28 protein-coding genes and 2 pseudogenes are annotated in these 24,513 nt (G+C 38.6%); 6 read left to right on the top strand and 24 right to left on the bottom strand.

Going from position 1 to position 24,513, the window contains the following annotated elements; translation table 11 throughout:
- Positions 1-251: 251 nt before the first annotated feature.
- The gene (locus tag MJY40_RS05375; protein WP_317856012.1) at positions 252-593 is read left to right on the top strand and encodes a hypothetical protein; all 342 of its coding nucleotides are present in this window, start codon (positions 252-254) and stop codon (positions 591-593) included.
- Between the two features lie 189 nt (positions 594-782).
- Positions 783-1,448, top strand: a complete 666-nt coding sequence (locus MJY40_RS05370; RefSeq protein ID WP_317856011.1) for a DUF6076 domain-containing protein — start codon at positions 783-785, stop codon at positions 1,446-1,448.
- Positions 1,449-1,493: 45 nt separating this feature from the next.
- Here MJY40_RS05370 and MJY40_RS15630 read toward each other — a convergent pair.
- The 13 genes and pseudogenes from MJY40_RS15630 to MJY40_RS05310 all read right to left on the bottom strand — a co-directional run.
- Positions 1,494-1,643, bottom strand: a pseudogene (locus MJY40_RS15630) (hypothetical protein); the annotation flags it as partial.
- Positions 1,644-2,140: 497 nt separating this feature from the next.
- A complete protein-coding gene (locus MJY40_RS05365; RefSeq protein WP_317856010.1) occupies positions 2,141-3,013 on the bottom strand; it encodes a M24 family metallopeptidase in 873 nt (290 codons plus the stop codon).
- On the bottom strand, positions 2,998-3,246 hold the full coding sequence (locus tag MJY40_RS05360) for a hypothetical protein (RefSeq protein ID WP_317856009.1): 249 nt from the start codon (positions 3,244-3,246) through the stop codon (positions 2,998-3,000). The genes MJY40_RS05365 and MJY40_RS05360 overlap by 16 nt, the downstream gene beginning before the upstream one ends.
- Positions 3,247-3,256: 10 nt before the next feature.
- Entirely contained in the window at positions 3,257-4,324 is a 1,068-nt protein-coding gene (locus tag MJY40_RS05355; RefSeq protein WP_317856008.1) for a M24 family metallopeptidase, read from the bottom strand.
- A gap of 60 nt (positions 4,325-4,384) precedes the next feature.
- Entirely contained in the window at positions 4,385-5,659 is a 1,275-nt protein-coding gene (locus MJY40_RS05350) for a TRAP transporter large permease (protein WP_317856007.1), read from the bottom strand.
- Positions 5,659-6,138, bottom strand: a complete 480-nt coding sequence (locus tag MJY40_RS05345) for a TRAP transporter small permease (RefSeq protein WP_317856006.1) — start codon at positions 6,136-6,138, stop codon at positions 5,659-5,661. Before MJY40_RS05345 ends, MJY40_RS05350 begins: the two co-directional genes overlap by 1 nt.
- 9 nt (positions 6,139-6,147) lie before the next feature.
- Entirely contained in the window at positions 6,148-7,194 is a 1,047-nt protein-coding gene (locus tag MJY40_RS05340) for a TRAP transporter substrate-binding protein (protein WP_317856005.1), read from the bottom strand.
- Between the two features lie 83 nt (positions 7,195-7,277).
- The gene (locus MJY40_RS05335) at positions 7,278-8,426 is read right to left on the bottom strand and encodes a Xaa-Pro peptidase family protein (protein ID WP_317856004.1); all 1,149 of its coding nucleotides are present in this window, start codon (positions 8,424-8,426) and stop codon (positions 7,278-7,280) included.
- Between the two features lie 332 nt (positions 8,427-8,758).
- Positions 8,759-9,493 (bottom strand): IclR family transcriptional regulator, encoded by a 735-nt coding sequence (locus MJY40_RS05330; RefSeq protein WP_317856003.1) that lies wholly within the window; start codon positions 9,491-9,493, stop codon positions 8,759-8,761.
- A gap of 684 nt (positions 9,494-10,177) precedes the next feature.
- Positions 10,178-10,900, bottom strand: coding sequence for an IS21-like element helper ATPase IstB (istB, locus tag MJY40_RS05325; RefSeq protein WP_317856002.1), 723 nt, complete (start codon positions 10,898-10,900; stop codon positions 10,178-10,180).
- Between the two features lie 6 nt (positions 10,901-10,906).
- Positions 10,907-12,421 (bottom strand): IS21 family transposase, encoded by a 1,515-nt coding sequence (gene istA, locus MJY40_RS05320; RefSeq protein ID WP_317856001.1) that lies wholly within the window; start codon positions 12,419-12,421, stop codon positions 10,907-10,909.
- A gap of 288 nt (positions 12,422-12,709) precedes the next feature.
- Complete coding sequence (locus MJY40_RS05315) at positions 12,710-13,381, bottom strand: Fic family protein (RefSeq protein ID WP_317856000.1); 672 nt, start codon at positions 13,379-13,381, stop codon at positions 12,710-12,712.
- 75 nt (positions 13,382-13,456) lie between these two features.
- Entirely contained in the window at positions 13,457-13,684 is a 228-nt protein-coding gene (locus MJY40_RS05310) for a helix-turn-helix domain-containing protein (protein ID WP_317855999.1), read from the bottom strand.
- Positions 13,685-13,832: 148 nt separating this feature from the next.
- Here MJY40_RS05310 and MJY40_RS05305 point away from each other — a divergent pair, with 148 nt between their 5' ends.
- From MJY40_RS05305 to MJY40_RS05295, 3 genes are read left to right on the top strand one after another with little or no spacing between them, the layout of a single operon-like run.
- Positions 13,833-14,108 (top strand): hypothetical protein, encoded by a 276-nt coding sequence (locus MJY40_RS05305; RefSeq protein WP_317855998.1) that lies wholly within the window; start codon positions 13,833-13,835, stop codon positions 14,106-14,108.
- Complete coding sequence (locus MJY40_RS05300; protein WP_317855997.1) at positions 14,093-14,248, top strand: hypothetical protein; 156 nt, start codon at positions 14,093-14,095, stop codon at positions 14,246-14,248. The genes MJY40_RS05305 and MJY40_RS05300 overlap by 16 nt, the downstream gene beginning before the upstream one ends.
- A 14-nt stretch (positions 14,249-14,262) precedes the next feature.
- Positions 14,263-14,820, top strand: coding sequence for a hypothetical protein (locus MJY40_RS05295; RefSeq protein WP_317855996.1), 558 nt, complete (start codon positions 14,263-14,265; stop codon positions 14,818-14,820).
- A 515-nt stretch (positions 14,821-15,335) separates the two neighbouring features.
- On the opposite strand, the gene MJY40_RS05290 is transcribed toward MJY40_RS05295, so the two are convergent.
- From MJY40_RS05290 to MJY40_RS05265, 6 genes are all read right to left on the bottom strand, one after another.
- Positions 15,336-15,725 carry a hypothetical protein gene (locus MJY40_RS05290; protein ID WP_317855995.1) on the bottom strand — a complete coding sequence of 130 codons (390 nt, stop codon included), beginning with the start codon at positions 15,723-15,725 and terminating at the stop codon, positions 15,336-15,338.
- Between the two features lie 163 nt (positions 15,726-15,888).
- A protein-coding gene (locus MJY40_RS05285) for an IS3 family transposase (protein WP_317853734.1) occupies positions 15,889-17,000 on the bottom strand; the annotation gives its coding sequence in 2 pieces (ribosomal slippage) (positions 15,889-16,748 and positions 16,748-17,000; 1,113 coding nt in all).
- Positions 17,001-17,056: 56 nt separating this feature from the next.
- Entirely contained in the window at positions 17,057-17,206 is a 150-nt protein-coding gene (locus MJY40_RS05280) for a hypothetical protein (RefSeq protein WP_317855994.1), read from the bottom strand.
- Positions 17,203-17,850 (bottom strand): hypothetical protein, encoded by a 648-nt coding sequence (locus MJY40_RS05275; RefSeq protein ID WP_317855993.1) that lies wholly within the window; start codon positions 17,848-17,850, stop codon positions 17,203-17,205. Before MJY40_RS05275 ends, MJY40_RS05280 begins: the two co-directional genes overlap by 4 nt.
- Positions 17,843-18,619 (bottom strand): ParA family protein, encoded by a 777-nt coding sequence (locus MJY40_RS05270; protein ID WP_317855992.1) that lies wholly within the window; start codon positions 18,617-18,619, stop codon positions 17,843-17,845. Before MJY40_RS05270 ends, MJY40_RS05275 begins: the two co-directional genes overlap by 8 nt.
- 5 nt (positions 18,620-18,624) lie before the next feature.
- Positions 18,625-19,059 carry a DUF5348 domain-containing protein gene (locus tag MJY40_RS05265; RefSeq protein WP_317855991.1) on the bottom strand — a complete coding sequence of 145 codons (435 nt, stop codon included), beginning with the start codon at positions 19,057-19,059 and terminating at the stop codon, positions 18,625-18,627.
- 233 nt (positions 19,060-19,292) lie between these two features.
- Between MJY40_RS05265 and MJY40_RS15555 the strand changes: the two are divergent.
- Positions 19,293-19,451 (top strand): annotated as a pseudogene (locus tag MJY40_RS15555) (site-specific integrase); the annotation flags it as partial.
- A 109-nt stretch (positions 19,452-19,560) separates the two neighbouring features.
- On the opposite strand, the gene MJY40_RS05255 reads toward MJY40_RS15555, so the two are convergent.
- From MJY40_RS05255 to MJY40_RS05235, 5 genes are all read right to left on the bottom strand, one after another.
- The gene (locus MJY40_RS05255; protein WP_317853884.1) at positions 19,561-21,219 is read right to left on the bottom strand and encodes a recombinase family protein; all 1,659 of its coding nucleotides are present in this window, start codon (positions 21,217-21,219) and stop codon (positions 19,561-19,563) included.
- Between the two features lie 77 nt (positions 21,220-21,296).
- Positions 21,297-21,551: a hypothetical protein gene (locus MJY40_RS05250; RefSeq protein ID WP_317853883.1), complete on the bottom strand. Its 255-nt coding sequence runs from the start codon at positions 21,549-21,551 to the stop codon at positions 21,297-21,299.
- Between the two features lie 141 nt (positions 21,552-21,692).
- Positions 21,693-22,487, bottom strand: coding sequence for a MobV family relaxase (gene mobV, locus MJY40_RS05245; RefSeq protein WP_317855990.1), 795 nt, complete (start codon positions 22,485-22,487; stop codon positions 21,693-21,695).
- Between the two features lie 45 nt (positions 22,488-22,532).
- Entirely contained in the window at positions 22,533-23,828 is a 1,296-nt protein-coding gene (locus tag MJY40_RS05240) for a DNA primase family protein (protein ID WP_317853881.1), read from the bottom strand.
- Entirely contained in the window at positions 23,794-24,408 is a 615-nt protein-coding gene (locus MJY40_RS05235; RefSeq protein ID WP_317853880.1) for a CHC2 zinc finger domain-containing protein, read from the bottom strand. The genes MJY40_RS05240 and MJY40_RS05235 overlap by 35 nt, the downstream gene beginning before the upstream one ends.
- Positions 24,409-24,513 lie beyond the last annotated feature (105 nt).

Below are 24,513 nucleotides of genomic sequence, written 5' to 3'. Positions count from 1 at the left end.
CGAGAAGGCGTTTTTTATGACATGAGGCTGAACTTTTATTTTTTATTTTTTATTTTCATCTCACACGATAGATGTCAAATTGTGAATAGCCATTATCTATTTTCAACTGTATACGCTCCATTGCGTTTTGTAAATAGATGTGATGGAATTATTGTATATTCTCTATTTACTCGTATTTTATTATCTATTTTGAGAAATTTTGTGTACTTTCTATTTTTCCATTGTGCTACATCTATTTTCGAGGAGGAATTATGTTTTCTTTTACAGCTCATTTTTATGAAAATGAAATATACATAAACAAGAAATTTGCGTACAAAAACAATGAATTCTTAACTGAATTATTGAATCTTGACATTACTGATGACCTAAATCATTATCGAACTGTTTTGATGAAAGAGCCTCAATATTTACGTCTTTTTGGTGATATGTCTGACTTTGAAATTGAAAGCTACAATGCCTATGCACAAAATATTCAAGCTGTTATGAACAATCTAGATTTCTTTTTCGAAAAACTTTCCATATCCAAACTCATTTCCAACAGCGAGTTCATACAGACAGAAAAACTGTTTGCTATACTTTCTTCTATAACTTAGATTTGGAAAAATCCTTGCTCCGAAACGGATGCAGATTGGGATGATGACTATGTAAATGATTATGGATTTAGCTATCCAGATTTAGATTCTTCTGGCATCCATGTATATCGTTCACAGCTGAATAAATTTTTTCCAAGTGGATTGCGTTATAGTCTTGATTGTGCCGGCATGAGTTTGGATTTGGAGGATATGAACGCACAAGTTGAAAATCTTTGCAAATCCTATTTGACTTTTATAGAAGATATTTTGAGAGTGATCCATCTGTATCACGATTTCGTTGACAACTACCTCAATGCACAAAGTAAGTTTTTGGATAGCGATAGCCTTGCCAATGCTTTTATTTCACTTATTGACAGCACAAAGAAAAAACCAGACAGGAATTATTTCAAATTCACATCTGGTTATTCAAAGTTTTTTCATTCTGTTATCAAAAAAGATAAGAAAAACATTCTCTGTGCATCATATGAATTCCAAAGCATCGGTGCCTTTTTGTACTTCGATTTATTCCATGGTATCCAGCAGAATTACATACCCAAAAAGTGTATGAACTGCGGTACTTATTTTTTAATCAAGTCTGGAAAATACACCGACTACTGCGACAGCCATGCTCCACAAGATAATTCGAAAACTTGTAGAGAAATTGGCTCACGCAAAAAATACGATGACAAGTGCAAAACCGATCCCGTATGGCAAACCTACAACAGGGCATACAAGGCACACTACGCAAGGTATATGAAAAAGAAAATGACCGTGGCGGAATTTGAGAAGTGGTCTGCTTGGGCAGTTGAGTGGCGCACCAAAGCAGAAAACGATGAGATTTCATTTGAAGAATATGTTACAGAAATCAAGAAATAAAAAACCTCCTCACCCGACCATTCGTAACCAGGTGGGGAGATTTTCTTATAGCATACTTCTCAAGCAGTTTTCAATATCTTCATCCATAATTTCCACAGCTAACTTTGCACCGAACTTAAAACCCATTTCAAAGTGCGACACCGAAGTTTCACCAAGAATCACTGAGTACGCATTTAAGATTTCATTGAACAATTGTTTTTCTTTGCCCTCAAATTATTTGACAGTGGTTCTCCGTTTGTATCGACCTCATTCATTACATTTTAATAAGTTTCATTTCCTCGAAGGAAACCGATAACGAAACCATATCTGCCATAGTCACTTCAAAAAGTTCCTAGTAATCACCATTCCACTGACTTGATAAAGACCGATGTTCTTGTATGATCTTCTCGAAAAAAGACAGCTATGCAAAACTCAATAAATATCAGTATCCCGGCTTCGCTTTGAGGTAGCATTTTTATATCAAGCAATTTCAAAACAATTTAAAGTTGGTCAATCTGTATTCATATTTTATCAATAACAAAGGGATGAGACCGAAAAGCGGCCTCATCCCAAATTAAATTAAAAATCTATTTTTCCATTGTATATCCGTTCTTTTTATCCTCTAGCTTCATATTTAATATTTCTCTCATTTTTCAACATACGACCTAATGCCATATATCCAAACAAGCAGAATTCCCTAGAAATCAATTCCCCTAATCCATATAAATATCATTTAACAGAATAGGCTTATCATCAATCAAAACATTAAATTCAAACTTAACATCTCCCCAAGAAAATCCCGCCAAATAATATTTTAATGATAAAACCATCCCTTTTTTCAGTATCAAATGACTATCTTTGCACAGATACGGATATTCCACTGGTTCGAGTCCTGTACTACACCCAACAAATTCTTCTTTATTATACAACGGCAATAAATGAGAGAGCAAGCCAAATTCCCTAGTCTTTTCTTGGTACAGTTCAAAAATTCTTTCTGTGCTATCCCCCACCTTCAAATTATCCAACATATAAGAAATCACTTTTTTAGAACTTTCACATACCTTTTTTGACTCCGAATTGGACAGCCCTTTGGTTATGGTGTAAAACGAGGAATACCCCTTGTATCTAGGAACAATATTAACTGTAACCACCTCATGAATATGGTCATCGGTAGGTCTATGGGTATTCTCCCTTGTGTTCAACCCTCCGGATACTATAGTATCATATCCCACATCCAGACCTTTTGTTTTGATGAGATATTCCGCCTTGTTTGCAATCTCTCTCTCCGTCGTAATTCCTTCTTTAATATTGCCCGATACCTCTTGCATTATATTGTTCGCATAAAAGGCAGCTGTAATGATTTTTTCTATTTCTTCATCATCTTTATACAGTCGTAAACCTGCAAAAAACAACTCGCAGTCACGAAAAATTACAAATTGCTCTAATTGTTCTAAATGCTTTCTATAAAATCCCGGCAATTTCTCCACACCACATAATCCCAGAGTTTCCCCCTTTTTTTCTTGAAGAAAGTCCACAATACTTTCTATATGACGTATATCTTTTATATGAGTCACAGATTTTGCCATTTGCCCATTGGCTTCCCCAAAAACAAGATGACGCTTTCTTGATTCAAGTAAATCACATTAGGGGAAAACTCAATATTTTGTACTGGCATATAATCAGAAATATACAAGTTATGGCTCGGTCGAAATTCTTCATTATATATGAAAAATCCATCTAAATTTTCTTCTGTTATCCACTTGCGTATTCTGTAAATGCGTTCTTCAAATTTTTCTTTTGCTATACCTGTATACCCCATTTCGCCACCTTTACATCCTTATTATGTCCGGTCTTTGATAAATTTCACCTTCAAATTCCACCCTTACCGTCGGAAGATTGGTTGTTTCTGTTGTAAGAATCGGCTTATTCTCTTTTAAGTAGAATGTATCCTCCGCCTTGTAAGCTGGAACTGTCGGATTGTACGAAAAGCTCATTCCATTCTTAATTATAATATCCGAACGCCCCGTCATTTTATCTTCTCGGCTCAAATATCCAGTAATACCACCTTGGTGGTGATTTTTCCATTCATCAGAAAATCCATATTCTCTATAAACTTCTTGACCTTTATAAAAAACATCTCTTATATTCATTCCTTCTTTCGAATACTTCATATATGCACATTCAACAGCCAATACCGCATCTCTTTTTCTCAATACTTCTTCATCCACCTGATCCAAAGCGACCATGCGAGATAAACACGAATACATTCCATCACGACGAACTGTCAAAATAATCATTACCAAGTCATCAATTATTTCACTTGTTGCTATGGGATGTCGATATAGCAATGCCCGCTTGCTGCTGGCACAAAGAGCCAATCCCGCTTCTATAGAACGCTCTACACACAATTTATAAAGCATCCCACTTATATCTCTCTCCGTCATCCCTTTTTTAATGTACGGAAGAACACCTTCTGCAATCTCTGCCAAATCAGCCCCCAATACCGACGCCTTCAGCATCTCCTTTTCGGTTAAAATCATACGGCGAAGTTTTATTTCAGCCTCGATTTCAACCTCATCTATCAACAATTCTTGATCTACAAAAGGGAATTTATAATCTTCATACCACATAAATGTAATCGGGGTCACAATTTTAACAAGCGCTTCGTCCAATTCCTCCTTGAGCAACCTATCCATCTCTATATTATTGGCAATCAAAAACACACCTTCAAGAGTTATTATGAGTTTTACTATCGTAGATTCCGAAACAGATAGCACATGCGGTCTTCTAATTCCCAACCAAGATAAATTGGCAAAAGATTTGATAACCACACCCATTTTATTTCTTTTTTTTACCAACTCTTTTAAGTATTCTATTTTATTCAATGTATCTACCATACAAAAACCCCCATTTATAAATATAACTCGCTATAAAATAGCGAGTTATATTATCATTTTTTATCCATAAAGAAGTTCTGGCAAGAATGTAATAACTTGTGGTACAAATACACATAAAAGTATTACAACAACAATCGTTAAAACAAATGGCCAAATAGCTTTGCTCGCTTTTGCAACTGGAATACCCGCAATGCTAGATCCCAAGTATAAAAGCACGCCAACCGGCGGAGTAATTGATCCAACCAAAACTGACATTACAAACAGTACACCAAACAACACAAGGGAAATCCCCAAGCTTTGAACTACAGGAACAAATACTGGTGCAAAAATAATCAGCACTGGTGTCCCTTCAACAAATAATCCCAAAACCAGAATAAATCCAATAATTAATAGTAATACCACTGTTGGATTTGTGCTAATGGATAATAAAAGCTCTAATACCATCGATGGGAAACCTGTCCACGCTAAAATCCAGCTAAACATAGCAGCGGAGGCTACAATAAACATTGCTTGGGCTGTAATTTTTGCAGATTTGTAAAAAATCACTGGAAGCTCTTTGAATGTAACTTCCTTATATACAAATACACCTACAATAATTGCATATACACATGCAATCACTCCAGCTTCTGTTGCTGTGAATATACCCGATAAGATACCTCCCAAGATGATAAGCGGCATAATTATCGCAAGAATTGAACTCTTGAATGCATTCACAAAAGCACCAAAGCTAAATTTACCCTGAGAACCATATCCATGTTTTTTGGATATCTTATATGCCATAAACATTTGTGTCAATCCAATCAAAATCCCCGGAACCAAACCACCGATAAATAGCATAGCAACCGACTCACTTGCAATAACAGCATACATAACCATCATAATACTTGGCGGAATGATTGGTCCTATCGTGGAGGACGCTGCAGTTACAGCGACACAAAATTCAGGAGGATAACCATCTTCTTCCATAATCGGAATCAACATTGATCCAAGCGCTGAAGTATCGGCTGTTGCCGAACCCGATATCCCCGCAAAAAATATGCTGGATACAATATTAACATGTGCAAGACCACCTTTAATGTGTCCTACCAAAGTTTGCGCCAATGCTACAATCCTTTTTGTAATACCACCAGAGTTCATGATGTCCCCTGCAAAAATAAAGAATGGTATTGCCATCAAAGAAAAGGAATCCACTTGAACAAATAGCCTTGTTGTCACCATTGCCAGAGGCAAATCCCCAACAAGGAGAGCCGCAAGCGATGCAACAAGCATTGCAAAAGCAATAGGCAAGTTAAGTGCCACAAGCACCAAAAACACTATAAACAAAACTGGTAACATTACTCTTCACCCGCTTCTTTTGATTTTATTATGGTTATTAAATGCCTCATATAGTATACTATCATATACGCGAATCCTATTGGAATTGCCGTATAAACCATACCCATATTAAGCTTTAAGGCTGCTGACTTTTGATTCATGTTAATTGCAATAATATCAAAAGAAGTAAATGCAATAGCAATACACACTATAATGATTAAAACAAACCCCAATATGCCAATACCCTTTGCAAGCTTTTGGGGCAGCTTACTCACTAAATAATCCATACCAATGTGAGCATTTTCTCTGGCACATATAGCTGCACCTAAAAAGGTAACCCACACAAATAAGCATCTTGCAAGCTCCTCTGACCAAGATAGCGGATTGTTTAATGCAAATCTAAAGATAACTTGCAAAAAAGTTACAATCACCATACCTATGACAAAGATTATCACCGTTATATTTAGCAGTCCATTAAATATTTCCCCTAATTTTTTCATAAATTATCCTCAAAATTCAATTCCTAGTTCAGATGTGAGCAATCCCTTTACTTCATCTGACACATCTGCACAAGAGCTAGCATAAATTGATTGACCAGCTGTAACAAAACTTTCTTTATCTACTTCAGTTACATTCATACCAAATGCTACCAATTCATCCAAAGCTGCTGCTTGATCCACTTTGTCCATTTCCATTTCAATTTCGCCTAATTCTTTAGAAGCTTCAATCAAATATTCTTGCAAATCTGCTGGAAGAGCATTAAATGATTTTTGGCTAATTGCAACAACACCAGGAGTCGCAAAATGTTCTGTCAAAGTAAGCTCTTTGCAAACTTCATAGAATTTATCAGACAAAATATTCCCAAGTGCATTTTCGGCACCATCGAGAACACCTTGTTGGATAGATGTATATACTTCGGAATATGACATTGGAACAGCAGATGCCCCCATCGCATTCAAAGAATTAATCATAACAGTACTTTCCATAACTCGGATTTTAACACCGTTCAATTCTGCCGGAGTTGTTACATCTGGTGTATTGGAATATACAGATCTAAATCCATTAGAGAACCAAGTTAATCCAACAATCCCAATGCCTTCAAGCTGTTCAAACAAATTTTCGCCAATAGGCCCAGAAGTGATGTTCTCAATATCATCATATGTTTCAAATAAATATGGAAGAGACATAATGTTATAGTCTGGCAAGAAGTTTCCAACTACAGAAGCAGAAACTTGCATCATGTCCAAAGAGCCAAGTTGCAAACTTTCTACATAGTCACGCTCTCCACCCAACTGACCACTATCTAAAAGTGTAATGCTAAGTCTACCATTCGTATCTTCATAAACACCCTCTGCCCACTCAACAATTGATTTATTGTGTGTATGAGTTGCACTAGAAACAATAGCAAATCTGAGTTCATAAGTTTCATCAGAAATAGTTGTTTCTGCATCTGTAGATGAAGATGCGCTTTCAGATGAGCTTCCACTACCTGAAGAACATGCTGCCAAGGAAACCATCATGGATGTTACCAAAATCATAGCCAAAAATTTCTTCATAATCAAATTCCTCCCTCTCACTTACATTGACCTTTTATTTTATATCTTGCAGGCAACCAGCCTACTTCAAGCCATAATAAACATTAGATTTCATAAAGAATTCTATTTAACAATTCACACTTATCTTCCTTTACAACCATTACAGATTCAATTCTAAGTCCACCCCAGTCAAATCCATGCAAATCGTATTTTAGTGCCAAAGTCATTCCTTTTACCAATGTAAAGTCTGATTCCGGTCCTAAATTGGGTCGTTCAACACAATCAAGTCCAATGCTGTGACCCACCGCACGAAAACCTACCGCATATGGCTTAAATAAATGATCTACGCCTAGCTTAATTGATTCCTCTAAAAACACATCATAAATTCTAGAACCCTTTTCGCCCGGTTTCAAAGCATCAACTGTTCGAATCACCACATCTCGAGCAGTATCGATAATTTTTTGTTGTTCATCCGTCGCCTTACCTCTGAAAATTGTAATGGCAACATCTGTAGCATAACCATTATAAGATGGAGCTACATCAATCAAAATCGCTTCTCCTTGTTCAATCACCTTATGGGTTGGTCTCCATGTTGGATTTCTTGTATATTCACCAGAAGCAAGAACTGTTGCACAACTTAAGTCTCCACCCATTTGTTTCATTGTATATTCAGATACAGCGCAAAGACCAATTTCTGTGATTTCATTATCTGTTGCAAGTTCTTTAATGGCAATTCTAAGGGATTCATCTCCAATTTGACATGCTTTTGCAAGCAATTCGATTTCTTCATCACATTTAACCATTCTCATGTCATGTAATATTTCATCCCAATTTACATAATCATTATCTGCTAAAGCTTTTTCTATGATTCTATAATATTTTGTCGGAAGCAGATCTTCGCCAGAAATTCCGATATTTAATTTTTTTCCAGCTTTGTTCACTTCATCCGCAAAAAACTCTCCAATCATTTCAATCGATCTGATGTCTTCAATCCAAGAAACCGATTTAGCAGCTTGGGCATTGATAGCACCCAAGAACAAAGTAACTTTTCCTTTTGCATCAATGTAAACGCCTTGTGGTGACTCTTCAATCATATTGATTGGTTTAAAATCAGAGATGTATGTAGCATAACCAGTTCTATATTCATCAGAAAATATAAAAAATCCATCTTTGCCTTCCACTTTGATTTTATCCACCAATACTTCAACTCTTTTTTGAAACACTTTAATAGGTAAAGCCGAAAATCCCGTCATTTTATACTCCTCCATTTGTATTCCGATATTTCGGAAGTCGTCCGATATATTGAACTATATGGAGATTATATCTTTTTAATCACCGATTGTCAATCTTTTTTTGTTATATTTTCCTTCTTTTCAATTTATTTTTTATTTTTTCACAAATTAATAGCAGAATTTCTATAATTATTGCATTTTATTTGGTTTATTTTTTTCAATATGTGATATACTTTTATCCAAAACCTGTTACCTCGCCCCCCCATTTTTATATACCAAATCATTTCAACTAATAAAAGCGATGCCTATAAATCCAAAGACTTACAGGCATCGCTTTTATATACATTAATTTATCAAACTTCTTTATATCTAAGGCTTTTCGACATTGCCTTAGCCATAGTCATAATCATTTCTAACACTTCGTAGTGATTTTGCCCCAAAATGTGTATCCCAATGGTGCTAATCACCCCACATATCTTACTTTCAAAGTTAAAAATCGGGACCGCAATCGTATATGTATGTTCATATTCCTCATCATACGTCATCAAGTAACGATTTTTTTGAATCATTCTAAGCTCCTCTTTAGGAACATCAATATCCAAACGACCACATAAATCTTCTTCAATAAATGCCAAAAACACTTTCCCAACTGCAGATTTCAAATCATCATCATATTTTCCAACATCTGGTGCTTTAATAATTGATTTCTCCGCATCATATCGATTAATGTAAACAGCTCTATCCATTGCAAACTTGGAAAGCAATACCGGTTGATTGATTTTTTCTGCCACATCTTTAATATATTCATTGCTCAAATTAACCAAAGTAGAATTGAGAGAATAAGTACTCCCCAAAATATAAATTGTTGAACCAATGGCATAACTTTTAATTTTTTCATCTTTATAATAAACACATTCTGTATCATATAGTGCTTGTAATATATCGAAAACTGTTGATTTTGGGAGTTTTGTCTCTTTTACAATTTCTGAACAAGTTGCTCCGTTATCATGTTTCGCAATACAGTTTAGCACCTCAACAATCTTTCTGACCATTTTATTCTTCAATACAACCTCTGCTTTTTCCGACATAATCATCCCCCGCCCCATTTCAATATGAGTTAATCTAACTTAACTTATAGACCACTGTATCACATCATTTCTACTTTTGCAATACGAACCATTAAAAACCCGTAATTCTTCGAAACTCACCTCCGCCGAAAACAAACCTCCTACATATAATCATACAGATTTCCTTCCATAGAAAATATAGTAAGTCATAACCATATTATTCGCCTACATTATAACGTTTTACGAAAAGGCAAAGATTAGTATTGTCGAATGGAGTAACGATATATTTCTATCAATAGCTGCACAAACCACCCCGACTCAATCTGATCCAAATCAGGTACAATCTACACGAATCTCGCCAAGGAAGCAACCTGTTATCATAATATTTTGTAGCCAATTTGTAGCCACTGCACTCAAGTTGTACTCAGTGATTTATGCAAAAAACCGCTTGTTATCATTGTTTATGATGCTTTGAAATTGTGTGGCAACAAAAATTATGTTATCATTTTGTTATCAGTCGCAATATGCTATCGCATAATTTCTCATAAATTTAGTATAATATGTTGTAAAACGCAAGAAAACACCCTGAAACAGAGTGTTTTCTGTATATTTTTTGTATACGCAAACCAGTGAGTGTATTTTGCAACCCCAAAGTGTAACAAAATGCAATGCAAAAGTGTAACACCTATATTGGGTTAATAGTTACTATATTTTCATCAACGAATGTTCGAATCTCCAGCTCTCTCTATCGAACACAATTAAGTGACTGTGATGGACCAAACGGTCTATGAGTGCAGCGGTTAATTGTTCGTCATAGAAGATGCTATTCCATTTACTGAACTCGATATTCGTTGTAATGATTAAACTTCTTTTCTCATAGCAATCTGCAATTACTTGAAACAATAATTGCGAACCTTCAGCTCCGAAGGGGAGATATCCCCATTCATCGCATATTAATAAATCTATTTTACTTAATCTCTTAAGCATTCTAGTTAAGGATCCATCTGCTTTTGCATCCAATAACTCATTTACAAGTGTTGCTGTCTTGTAAAACTTTACTTTTTTACCTTGTATACAGGCTTCTACTCCTATGGCTGTTGCCATATGACTCTTGCCTGCACCATTTCTTCCGTACAATATCAGGTTTTGTTTTTGTTCCAAAAATGCAGCTGTTTTAAGATTTTCCGTATTCAATGCACTAGGGATAACGATTTTTTCAAAATCATAATTCTCAAAGGTCTTTAACCCGTCAAACCCTGCTTGTTTTAAATGTAATTCTTTTCTTTTATTATTTCGATATTCTTGCTCTGCCTGTAATACTTTCACTAAATACTCTTGATGTGTGTCCCCTGAAAGTGTAACTGCATTGTCTGCAAATGTTGCACTTAATCTCAACTCTTTGCAACATTCATATATTTTATCCCGCATGAGCAACTACCCCTTTGTAAAGAGGTCATCATATTTATGATTGTTAACTGGAAAGCTCGGAACATCTTGTATATCCTTATGCAGCTGTTGCACTTGCATTGGTTGCAGTTGCTGCATCGGTGATGTAATCGTTCGATATGCTGATAAAATACTATCAGCATCATGTACTCCGTTATCTAATGCATAAGTTAATGCAGCAGATGCAGTATGCAGGTCGTGTTTCAGCAGCATAGTATGTAATGCTGCTAAGCCTTTGCGTTTACCATCAGTATCTTGATTACGTAAGAATTTTTGCCAATTATCTGGCAGTTCTTCATAAAAACTGGTGTATTTCATCGCCATTGGCTTTCGACTCATTAGATTTAAGTATGGAAGCCATTTCATAGACTCACGTCCCTTACCATAGAGACGAGGATGTTCTACGATTACATCGTACTTTTCATTCATTACAATTACAGTATCACTGGTTACTTTTAGATAAATGGTCTGTTTATTGTATTGTGGAGATGTAGAATAACGATTTCCATCAAAAGAACATTTTGCCCAATTATCAGTGATTCTTGTTTCTAATATAAATACTTCATATGGAATGGAATTTAGTGGTAACATTTCCACCAGTTCCTCTTGAAATAAGTCGTTTATAGATAGTTCCTTTACATAATGCTCTCGATTACCATCCTTATCACAACGTTTCAATAGCTCTCGATTAAATTCACTGAAATCTAGTATAGTAGGGATTGGAACAAACATATTTCTACGTTCGTAACCAACTTTATTTTCTACATTACCTTTTTCCCATCCTGCCGCACTATTACAAAATGCAGCTTCGAATTTATAATGTTCACAGAAACGCTTAAATCCTTCTGTAAGAGTACGTTCATGTCCTTTTCCTACATGTGCAACAGCAGTCGAAAGATTATCAAATACCATGCGATAAGGTATTTTACCAATATATTCAAATATATTTTTCATACCTTGTAGTAAACATTGTTGATTTTCGCCTCCAAAGATTTGACAGTAAGCTTTGTTGCTATATGGAAACGAAACGGTTAGTTTTAGAGCATCTATCATTTCACCAGCATTATTAAAATAAGAGAAGTGACCGAAGTCTACTTGTGCTTCCCCTGGTGGATGATATAAAGGGAGCTTCGCTTTATTTTCCTGTGCATGAAATAATTCTTTCTTCTTTTCTGAAACATAAGCCTGTACTGTTCGCAACTTTACTTCTAATTGTTCAGGATATTCTTCTTGTAATCGCTCAAAGATACGTTTTGCTGTGTGTCGTTGTTTTCTAGGTGCTGTCAAATCAGCTGTTAGCCATTCATCAATAATAGGCTTAAGCGGATCTAATAATGAGGGTCTAATGAGTGGTGGATATAATGGCTCATTAAAATCTTCTAATTCCAAATATTTTTTGATTGTTTCATAGTGATAACCAGTTCGTCTCATGATTTCTCTGATTGAAACATCTTCCTTTTCATACAATCTTTTGATATACTTAATATCGTCCATTGATAGCATTCCTTTCTTCCTCCTTGGTTCTTGTCAAACTCAAGGATAACGGATTTAGAGGGGTGTTACACTTTCTGGTTGCACTTTGTTACAGTTTTATTATACATTAAACACCAGTGAGTATTACTCCCACTCGGATTACAGATGTTTTATCCGTAGTTTTTGAGGTGTTTTTGGTGCTAAAATTGCTTATATTTCACGATTTTTGAGTATGTTTTTTCTTTTATCGCTTTTATTGTACTCAAAGTGTACTCAGCAATAAAAAGAGAATGTATATAAATACACTCCCTTGATAGTTTATTTTACGTCAAAAATCTTTATTCTTTCAACTTCGTTTTCAGACAATTCTCTAAGCATATTAGCAAGACCTGTAACGTCGCTATTAGCAATATAATTTATATACTCTAATTTATTGTCTTTTGTAATAATCGCAGGTGCAAAGTCGTTTTTCAACAACTCATACCACATAATAAGCCTACCTGTTCTTCCATTTCCGTCTGAAAATGGGTGTATACGCTCATATGCAATATGATTTGTAGCTATCTTTTCAAATATGTCTTGGTAAGATGTATTATTATAGTTATAGACAAAATACATCATTTGTTGCTTTAGGTTGCTCGCTGCAGGCGGAATATGTTCAGCACCTCTTATAAAAACTTGTGTTTTTCTATATCCGTCAATTTCATTTATATTTTTATTAATAATCTTCGCTAGACTAATAATATCGTTTTCAGTTAGACTGTCACTCATACGATTGAACATATAGTCTAACGCATACTTGTGATTTATCGCTTCGTATAGCTCTCTTGGTTCTGCTGTAACCTTAACATTTTTTTGATTGAAAATAATAGCGTAAGTTTCAGCCATAGAAAGTGTACTACCCTCGATACCGTTTGAATGATAAGTAGCTCGTGTTGTTAAATCTTCGAAATACTCTCTATTTCCTCTGATAAATTCTATAATATTCATTTTCTCACCCCATTATTGCACTAAGTTTATCATACTTATTATACACAAAATTTCAAATAAATGCAACATAAGGTGTTATCTTTTTTCAAACAGCTTTATCACATCTATGTCGAGTGCCTTAGCGATTGCAAACACTACATCTAACGAAACAGTGGACTTATAGCTTGTTTCAATTCGTGACATATGCGTTCTGCTCACATCTATCATTTCAGCAAGATTTTCTTGGGTTAAACCTTGTTTTTTTCTGTAATATGCAATATTTAGACCTAATTGCTTGTATTCATTTTCGTAAGGAATCTTCATATAATCACCTCTAGTATAATTATATGTGTTCCTTGACAAGGTATGTACAACCAAAAACACCACTTATTCAACTTGTATAGTTGCATAACTAACCCATAATGTGTTATAATGAATATAAAGTAAATTATTATGCTAGATGTGATGTAAAATGAACAGAGAACGGTACGAAGATTTGCGTGAGCTTGCACATTGTAGTTATGAAGATTGCTATGCAGGTGTCAAGGTGCTGTTGGCTTCTGACCCACATTTCAAAAAATTCATGGAACGCAAGTATAGGTTGGCTCATTACTACGAAACGGGGGATTTGTTTTTAACAGCCAACGAACGATACTTCCACTTGATAGGTTTCATTGATGCAATCATCCATTTGGAACGAACACATCAATTTTTTTGGAAAGAACCCCAGAAATGCAGGATAATATAGAGGACGATGATGATGACGATGATTACAAGCCAGTGGACGAAGAAGAACGTCTATACATGGAAAAACTCCAAGAGATGGCAAAGCGACACAACAAAGCCATTGACAATCTGATTCGTTACGTTGAATTTGGTGAAGAATAAATGAGGTTAGAAAAATGAAAGATACAAAAATATTAAAAATCATACTGTTTATCGGCGTATTTTCTTATTTACAATATTATGATGTAAGCCACGGTACATTTGATTTTGACTCCATAACTGGTGGTTTAGTGATGGCTTCTGGCGTGTACCTAATTGCGTCCTTATTTGGCATTGTGTTAAGCCTCACAAAAAACTATTTAATCGCCCTTGTTGGAACAGGTGCGTTATCAGTATTTTTAGCCTACAAGCTTGATACAATCATCCTAGCCATACCGTGGCTTACAGAAGATATTATATGCATTATTTTGATTGTATTGGTACTATTGAGCATTTTCAAAGGGGCTATTTTTGCACGCATACTTCCCCGTAAACAACCTGTAGTTGATGATGAACATCTGGCTATGTCCGAGGACGAGATAGCAAATCAAAAAATGCGAGAAAACATGAAAGCCAATCCCCAAACTGTTATGAATATTGCCAATCTCGTTGAAAGCGAATTGGGTCGCAAGCCTACATACGAGGAAGTCATGAATAGAATTGATGATTTTGTAATTTCAGACCTCGATGATTGATATTATAATTGAAAAAGAGAAACAACATTTGCCAAATCATTTAATATTGTTTCTCTTTTATATTGTTGTCAATTCTTCTAATCACAGTGATAACGCAAGGGGTATTAGGGGGAACTTTTCCCACTAACAAGCGGGCAATGAAAACCACAAAAGTGGGGGCACATTTCCCTATGCTTGCTAAGACATAAAAATTAGGAGTTTACACCTTTGTAAACTCCACGTTTTTTCTTTTTATTGCTTATGCAATTTCTAGGTTTTGACATAAGCAGTAAAAGAAAAACATATTACCTGCGGTGGCAAAAATGAAGAACGCAACAACGCAAAAGTGTCAATAGTTTTTGAATTTTTCGGTCTTGAATTTGCAATTCAAATCTTTTGACATAGCCTTGATTATCCCTAGAAAACACAAGGTTTATCGCATATTTTAAGACATTCATTTAAGCGATAAATGATATTTTTCAATACCGTATCATTTGGCTTTTTCTAGTTACCTTTGCGTTGTTGCGTTCTTGAATTTATTGCTTCCAGAACCACTGATTACCTTCTTTGAATGATTTTATACCAAGCTCTTGTTTTGCATTTTCAATCGTGCGTTTTGATATGCCCAAAGCAATGCCTTTTTCAAAAATTTCTTTAGCAGGGTATTTCCCATATTCTTCTAAAATGTCTGTCACAAATACACAAGCTTTATTCGATTTTGTATCAGCTTTTATTCCAGTCAGAAGTTCGTCCTCTGTCACATCACAAAACCCTGTCCATTTGAACCCATCTTCGGTCAGTGAAAAACTTAAACTTTCGCCTTTTAATGCTAGGTTGCTTTTGATTTGGCAGACAACACGCTTTGTGTCATCTTTTGGCATTTTACCTATCAGCAATACGCTCCTAGCCACCGCAAAGAAGTCCACAGAGCCTATACCTCGATAAGCAGCCTTAACGCCCGAACCCTTGTTCATATGCCCGATAAGTACGATTGCACAGCCTGTACGCTCCGCAATGCCCCCTAGAGCCTTTGTGGCTTCCCTCACGTCATTTGCCCTGTTGGAATGTCAACACTTTTTTGGACAATTTTTATAAGGTCAGTACCCGATATTCGGCTGGTGTTCTATAATCCAAAGAGCCATGCAAACGTATGTTATTGAACCAATGCACATAGTCTGCAAGTTCTAACTTCAATTGCTCCAAACTGACGAAATTTCGTCCTCGAACAAATTCTGTTTTGAATACCTTGAAATTGGCTTCTGCAACTGCATTATCATAGGGGCAGCCCTTCATGCTGAGGGATCGTTTGATCTGAAACACATCTAACATTTCATCAATGAGATAGTTTTTAAACTCGCTGCCTCGATCCGTATGGAACAACTCGATTTCAGATAAATTCCCTTTGATTGTTGCAAAAGCATCATATACCAACTGAGCATTTTTGTGAAGTCCTGCACTAAATCCAACGATTTCTCGGTTGAATAAATCAATTAAGATACAAACATAGTTCCATTTATAGTTCACTCGAACATACGTCAAATCCCCAACAATTACTGCATTGGGAGGCTGGTTATCAAATTGACGAGCTAGTTCGTTTTTTACTGGCGACTCATTGCATTGTTGCTTTTGTGGTTTGAACTTGGCAACGGTATAGACCGAAATTAGCCCTAAACGTTTCATAATGCGGCAAATTCTGCGTCTAGAAACCTGTTTGCCCAACTTCTTCAGCTCTTTTTTCATTTTACGACTTCCGTAGACTTCTTTATTTTCATAAAAAATCCGTTCAATTTCTTGTTCTAATTCCGTATCATCTTTCTTGGACGAAGCCTCGTAATAGTAGGTACTCCTGCTGATTTCAAGGCATTTACACATGGCTGATATAGAGTATTTGTGTCGATTTGCTCGAATTACAATTACTTTCGTCCGAATATCAGCGCCGCTTGCTTTAGTATGTCATTTTCCATTCGTAGCTGTTGTAGCTCTTTACGAAGTTTGATGAGTTCAGCTTCTTCTGGTGTGCGATTATCAGCTTCTTTTGTAGAACCAGTAGCATTGTAACGCTGTATCCAGCGATTCAGTGCCGATGGTGTTAAATCGTATTCACGATTGATATCTGCTTTCGATTTTCCGTTGTTATATAATTGAACCATCTGCTGTTTAAATTCTTCTGTAAATTCTCTTCGTTGTCGTTTTTTAGTCATGTAATCATCTCCTTATTTTATATTAGTTTTATTTTACATGACCTTATCTTTTCTGTCTAGTTAAGTATAGCCATTCCATTATCAAACTCAAATAGAGAAGAAATAGGAAGATTTACAATGCTATCTTCGGTTATTTGTGGTGCTGTATCTTCGCCAAAAAGTTCATCATAAGATGTCATTTTGATTTTACTAGCACTTGATTTCATCGTGACACCTCCTCGTGTTCGGATTCAAAGTAGTCACTTAACTCATCAGCTCTACCAAGCATAATTTCTAAGCGTTCAATCAGTGGAATATATGGATTTTTCTTTTCAACGAACTTTTTCCATTTTTCGTTATATACCAGTTGCTCTATTTCATAATCTACATCTTCATTTCTTCTTATTGCTATGCCTATGCTATCAAGGTCTATATCTTCATCACCGAAAATTTGATACTTTCCATCTATCAATACAATGTTGGATATATACCTATGTTCGTCACCATCTTTATCGTTTTTATAATACTCAATAATATCACCAACTTCATAAGGCATAATGAGCATACCTTTTTTCCATTTGCCTTTGATTTCACTTGCCCATTTAGGAGTATCATAAATATCAGAAAGTATTTCAGTAATAGAATAACCACACTGTGGCTCTAGCTTTCCATCAGCATTTCTGACAATACCATCTAAAATGTTTGCAACATCTCTATCTGCATATTCCTCATATTTACTAATATTTTCAAAAAGATGCTGTGGATTATTAAAAATAACATAGTTGTATCCAAGTGGAGTAAGTGACATTGATAATCGCTTTGAAAGATTTTTTACTCTGCTACATATAATTTGCAATTCTTTGTTATCCATAAAGCACCTCCGATACCATGTTTTCGTAGGCAACAGCTACTTTGCCAGTAGGTGCGTGAGCATAAATGCTTTTACCCTCCGCACTGATTTCAGATGCTCTAACAGACAATGGCACAATGCTTTCAAAGATATGCAACTTGTCCTTATAGGTGGTTTGCAATAGACTGATGATGTCTTTTGTATAGTTGGTACGCATATCAGCCATAGTGATTAGAATACCACCGATTTCAAGTTTAGGGTTAATCTGTCTGCGTACTTTACCGATGGTCTTAAAAAGTTGCTCCATGCCTTTTACCGATAGGAATTGTGGCTGCACTGGAATAATTAGTTTGTCAGCACACGCAAGGGCATTGATTGTTACCATACCGAGCGATGGGGAGCAGTCCAGTATGCAATAATCATATTTATCTGTTACTAATTTTAAATATTCTTTGAGAACACTTTCTCGACTCATTGTATTTATAAGGGTAACTTCAAGTCCTGATAGTTCTATATTAGCAGGGATAAAGTCAATGTTTTCTTCGTGATGTAAAATCCCCTCGAAAGTGTCTATTTCTTCATCTTCAATTACTTTTTCAAGTAACGATGAAATAGTAATAGGGATTTTATCTTGTTCTGTAAAGCCTAAACTCACAGTAAATGATCCTTGTGGGTCAAGGTCTATTCCAAGAACTTTTTTGCCTTGTCTTGCAAGTCCTATTGCAAGATTTACCGAAGTAACAGTTTTACCGACACCACCTTTTTGATTTACAATAGCGATTGTTTTCATAGCAATTACCCCCTTATCCTTACTGTCATACCACTTTTCAGTGGAGGATTGCCATAGCAAGTGATGTAGTATCTATCACTATATTCAACGCTTGCCCACACCCATTCCTGTTCTCCATCATCATCTATCAAGCATTCAATGCCACTGCCACAAGTGTATTCGTGACCGCTTACGGTTTCAAATCTGCCATTGCTATTTTTATGAAGGGTAGTGGTTTGACAAACAGGTCTATTTAGATAGTTAATGCGATGAACCATATCGTCAATTTTGTCTATGATGCTATTTAATTCATGAGCATAAAATACTTGTTCAGCATTATCGTAATCCACCTCAAGGTGGCTCATATCTCCATATTCTTCAAAACCTGTTTGCTTCGCAATTTTCTTAAAATCATAACTCACAGCTTTTAAATCTGTAAGTGCCTTTTGAATTGTAATCATAAGTAATGTACCTCCGTAATTGAATTTTTTAAGTCTAGTTCGTGTATAGCGATTTACCTCCAAAATAGCTATTTTGATATTATTTTTTAGTGCTAATGAAACATTAGCTATTTTTTGAGTAAGTCATATTACTCATTTTTGTCTTAATATTTGTTGGAAAAAGAATAAGACAAACCCTCAAAACCCTTTATATATCAAGGCTTTTCCGATTTGTCTTAATTATACTGTATTCGCATAGTCACGCCTCCCTGCTGATTGAACTTGGATTCTCTCCGCTCCTAATCTCTGAAAGGCTGGGGCATGAGAACATAGAAACCACCCTCCAGACCTATTCCCACCTCTACCCTAACAAGCATGGGGAGGTAGCGGAACGGTTAGAGCTTTTAAAATAATAGTACGCTTTCAGTACTCTAGGCAAAAAAATAACCCCAAAAACCCTGTAATATCAAGGGTTAATAGGCATAAGGAACTGTTCCTATGAGACGGTATGACCCCGAAGGGTCATGCCGTCTTTTTCTTCTTTCCGTTGGTTCCGATGGGCTGTTCGTGGGTGATAATTTGATTGACCATAGGAATATCTAGCTCGTCTACAAAATTAAAGATAATCTTTACCCGTTGTGTCCGAATTCGCCCAGCCTTTTCGGGGGCATAGATCAGAATTTTGTGGATGTACTCATTGACAATGGTCTGTGTCAGTTCGGGTACAGCTATATACTTATCCACTAAGGTTATAAACTGCCTTAAATCTTGCTCTAGCGACTCCTGCTGTTCCACCCATTCCTCAGTCACATCTAGCTCTAGTTGCAACTGCTCCTGCTCCACTTCATAGCCTTCGGATAATTTTAGATAGCGCTCCCGACTGAGGGTTCCCAGAACCATATCCTCATAGCACCGAGTCAGCAAGGTTTCTATATCGTCCAGACGTTTCTTGGTCTGGGCGATTTGTCGCTTATGCTCCTGCTGGCTCTTCGCCCTCTGGTCTCGACAGCTCTGCATCCACTCATCCTCGAAACCCTCCACGTTTTGACGGATGTATGTGTTGACGGCTCGAATACGGTCTAGTACCAGTGCTCTTAAAACTTCCTCACGGATGTAGTGGGCAGAGCAGGTGCCTCGACCGCTTTTGTACTGCCCACAGACATAGTGGTCTTGCTTGTATCCATAGCTTGCGCTAGTGGCAAAATGCAAGTTTCCATCACAGTCGGCACATCGCAGTAGCCCAGAAAATAATCCCTGACGGTCGCCCTTGGTCATACGACGCTTGTGCTGTCTTAGCTCCTGCACCCTATCCCACTGCGCCTTGTCCACAATGGCCTCTTGCGTGTTTGGAAAGATAGCCATTTCTTCCTTTTGGGTGGGGATACGCTTTTTTAGCTTGTATGATTTAGAATAGGACTTAAAGTTGCAGGTACAACCAGTATAGTCCATTCGCTCCAAGATACCTACAATGGACTGGTCTATCCAATGGTAGGGGCGTTCGGGAAGCGGTCTACCCTTGCGCTGGGCATAGAGGGATTTGGCGGTAAGCACTTTGTCCTGTTCTAGTATCCGTGCAATGGAACAGGGACCTTTTCCAGCGATGGATAGGTCAAAAATTCGCTTGACTACGGGGGCGGCCTCTTCGTCCAAAATCCAGTGTTCCTTGTCTAAAGGGTCAATCTGATAGCCGTAGGGCGGTCTGCCCAAGTGCTTGCCACTGGCACCCTTTTGCTGAAAGACAGCTCGTACTTTTTTACTGGTGTCTCTGGGATACCACTCGTTGAACAAATTGCGGATAGCGGCAAAGCCATCGCTGTCTCCACAGATGCTGTCTACGCCATCGTTGACGGCGATAAAACGGACATCCTGACTGGGGAAAACTAGCTCGGTATACTGCCCTACGGTGAGGTAATCTCGTCCAAACCGACTCATATCCTTGACAATCCAAGTGCTCACAAGTCCTTGCTTCACCAAGTCAAGCCCTTCCTGCACGGCAGGACGATTGAAATTCGTCCCCGTATAGCCGTCATCTACCAAGATTTTTAGATTGGTATAGCCCTGTTTCTTCGCATAACTGGTCAAAAGAATTTTCTGGTTTTGAATGGAGTTAGATTCTCCTTCCCCCAAGTCTTCATTACTCAGGCGACAATAGAGAATGGTGATTTTTTGCTGACCTAACATAGCAACCTCCTTTGTATGTTGGTCAGCGGATGATTTTGTTGTGCATGGCGATATTGTATCATAGGTTGTCATATTTGTCATCTGCAACTCACCTCACTATCAGAGAAAATAAGCCGCTTCAGCTTGTGGGACAAGTGTTCCCCACCACCACACTCTGTCTCTATTTGATACACGGTACCACCGATTTCTTTTGCCACAGTACAAGCGAAAGGGGAAGCCTTTCCGTCGGAATCCTGCCATTGCTCAAGAAGGTAGGAGGGAACATCAATGATGGGTTCGTAGCAGGCGCATAGGTCGATGTGCTCATAGGTTTGATTCATATCTGTGTTCAATGGTTGACCCTCCTTGTCCTTGTTGCTGATACATCCGTAATACTTCCTCTGGAATCCCCTCCACGGCCTTTTCTAACTCCTCCAACTCCTTCATTCGTTCCATGTTCTTCAGCCGTGCCAGCACGCTCTCCTTACTGTCCTCTACCTTTTGGGAAAGTGCCTCATTTTCCTGCTGAAGCTGGTGGTATACCCCTGATATTTCTTTATCTGCGTTTTCATCTTGGCCACGTTGGGGAGATAGCTATCTAAGATAGCCTGAATTTCAACGCATCGCTTCTTGGCATTGAAGGGGGTGATTCCCTCTAGTAAGTCGGTGAGCATGGCCTTTTGGCGGTTGAGGTGGACTGCCTCCTTGAATACTCTTGGTGGAATATGACTGCGCCCTGTGATGCTGGCACTCTCGCCACGCTCTAGGTCGGGGAATTTCTTGACCATGTGGCTCCAAAATTTATCTTGCCACTCTGTCAGCTTCTTCTTGTTGCCCAAAATCTCCTTGGCGCTTAATCGTCCGTCTGCCGTCAAAGGCACAAAGGTGAGGTGCATATGGGGTGTTGTCTCGTCCATGTGTACCACGGCGGAAAGCATCGTTTCTTTGCTCTGGTGGTCAGCGAGGAAGTCCACCGCCTCTTGGAAAAAGGCACGTACCTCAGAGAGTTTCTTCCCCTGAAAGAATTCAGGGCTGGCAGTGACGAGGGTTTCTACCAGCCGTACGCTGTCCTTTCGAGTGCGGCATCCAGCGGCGGCAATCTGTCCCTCTGCCCCTGCTCGGTAGCCACAGGTTGGGGTAATCAGATGAAAGTTATCCTTACGTTTCTCACTGATAATGTCGGGATTGCTGGCATAGTTCTCCTTGGTGCGCTCATTGTGGGCTTCGATATGCCCAATCTCGGGACCCTTATATTTAGCAAATCGCAGAATTGCGTATTGTGCATTCATGTGAAATCATCCTCCAATCCTGTGGCATCCGTACGTACGTACACATCATAAAAATTCATCGATAATCTGGACACCGTGATACCCCCTGACTCTGCGCTTTCCACCGATATAGATGTTATTGTTGTAATCTAGCCCATATTTGGCGGTATTTTCATTCAAATGATTGGAGAAGCTCCGTTGGGATAGTGGTTTCATGGCGTTGTCCTCGCACCAGTTTGTGTACGCACGGTACAGGTCACGGGAGCTGGCTTCTCCTGTCCAGTCCAGTTTGATGTAGCCCTCGGAGGTCATAAAGTCGGCCACGTTGCATCCATCGGCCATGGAGACCTCGAGATTTTCCTGCGCCCTCTGGCTGATGGTGAACTGATAATTCTGGGCAATTAGACGATGTAAGCCCGTGAGACACCAGAGAAGGATGCCCTCCACCTCAGACTGCAATTTCTCCCCCAGATAGGGGTCGTCTTTTCGTTCGGGGTCTCTGTCCTTGGTGGTGAGCAGAATCTGCCGACGGAAAAAGCCCACGCTTCTGTCGTAAAGGGACTGGAGATTGCCGTTACCCAACCCCAAAAAGCGGACGTATAACTGCCCTTGATAGCTCTGTTTTCCCTTGCGTTCCAAATCCATGGGTAGTTCTGCGGTAATGATGGATTTCAAGTAGTGAGTCTGGGGGAGGGCTTCCAGCTTCATGTCGTCGTCCACCATGAGAAGCTGGTGCTCCAAGTCGGCTCGGGCGAAGGGGCTTGTCTCCACTTTGGACAGACTGCCCGTGTTCATGTTGTCCCCCAGTAGCGAGCGAAGCACCAGCCCGATGCGGCTTTTACCCTCGCCACCTTTGCCCGTGATGAGGAGCATTTTCTGCCCCTTGGTGGAGGGAATCAGGCAGTAACCCATAAACTCTTGGAGGGTGGGGATGTCCTCTGGGTGGAGCAGTTCCGCCAGAAATAGAAGCCACCGCTCTGGGTTGGGAGCCTCCCTGTTGTAGCCGACAGGGAGGCGGTTGCGACAAAATTCCTTGGTCTCAGCGAAGGTGCCGTCCAGAAAGAGGGTGCCGTTTGCCACATGGATGCGGTCACGTTGTAGGGGTAAGTTGGGCTGATAGCAGTCCAAACGGATGGCATCCAGTAGGGTCTGACTGCGTTTCGCCAGCCCCGATGGCATCACTGGTCGGAGCCACCGATAAATCTCTCGACGCACCCACATCTCGTCAGAGACTCTGCCTTCTACGGTGAACAGTGTGCCGTTGATGGCAATCATGGGGTAAGCAGTCAAAAAATCTTCACAGAAGAGGGACTCCAAAATCTTCTTATCATCGAGCCAACGTGGTGGTAGAGTGTCGTGCATGGTATCCCTCCTCTCTCAAATATGGGTCAATCTTTTTCTGCAACTTGTTGACAATCCCCTCGTCCAACATCCACTGGGTCATCTGGGTTGGGTCATCGTCCATGCAGTCTAGTAGGTGCTCTACGTAAGAGCGGTCATGACAGGCGATGGCAAAGCGCCAATCCAGTCCATCTTCTGCCGTCTTGGGCAAATATGTCTGCTCCCAGTCTCGCAAGAGCAATAGGTAGTGGGTCAAATAGGTGGTACACAATTGCTCCATCATCCGCATACTTTTCTTTGGGGTTGGCTTAGATACTGCTGGCATCAGGGTGCTATCCTCCAAGATACCGAAGTCGCTGGCCAACTGTTTGGCGGCATCATAAGGCTTAAGCCCTAGTAGGCCAGCCACCAAATCCACCACATCTCCGTGGGCACTACAGCCGAAGCAGTAATAATAGCTGTCGTTAAGCTTCATAGACGGGGTTTTATCAGGGTGGAAGGGACAACAGGCCATACGATTGCGTCCAATCGTGAGCCCGTAGTATTCCGCCACCTGATGGGTGGTAAGTTGTTCTTTTAGTGTTTGAAATAAATTCATCATGTCCTCCTGCGTTCAGAATGACCTTGCAAGGTATAGACATCGTAACAAAAAAGAAGAGGGTTTCCCGTATGTCCATAAAGTTGGATTTCAGGGTGAAAAACAAGA

It is taken from the genome of Chakrabartyella piscis, from assembly GCA_030067835.1.
Classification (GTDB): domain Bacteria; phylum Bacillota; class Clostridia; order Lachnospirales; family Anaerotignaceae; genus Chakrabartyella; species Chakrabartyella piscis.
This window is presented reverse-complemented; position numbering and strand designations above follow the sequence as displayed.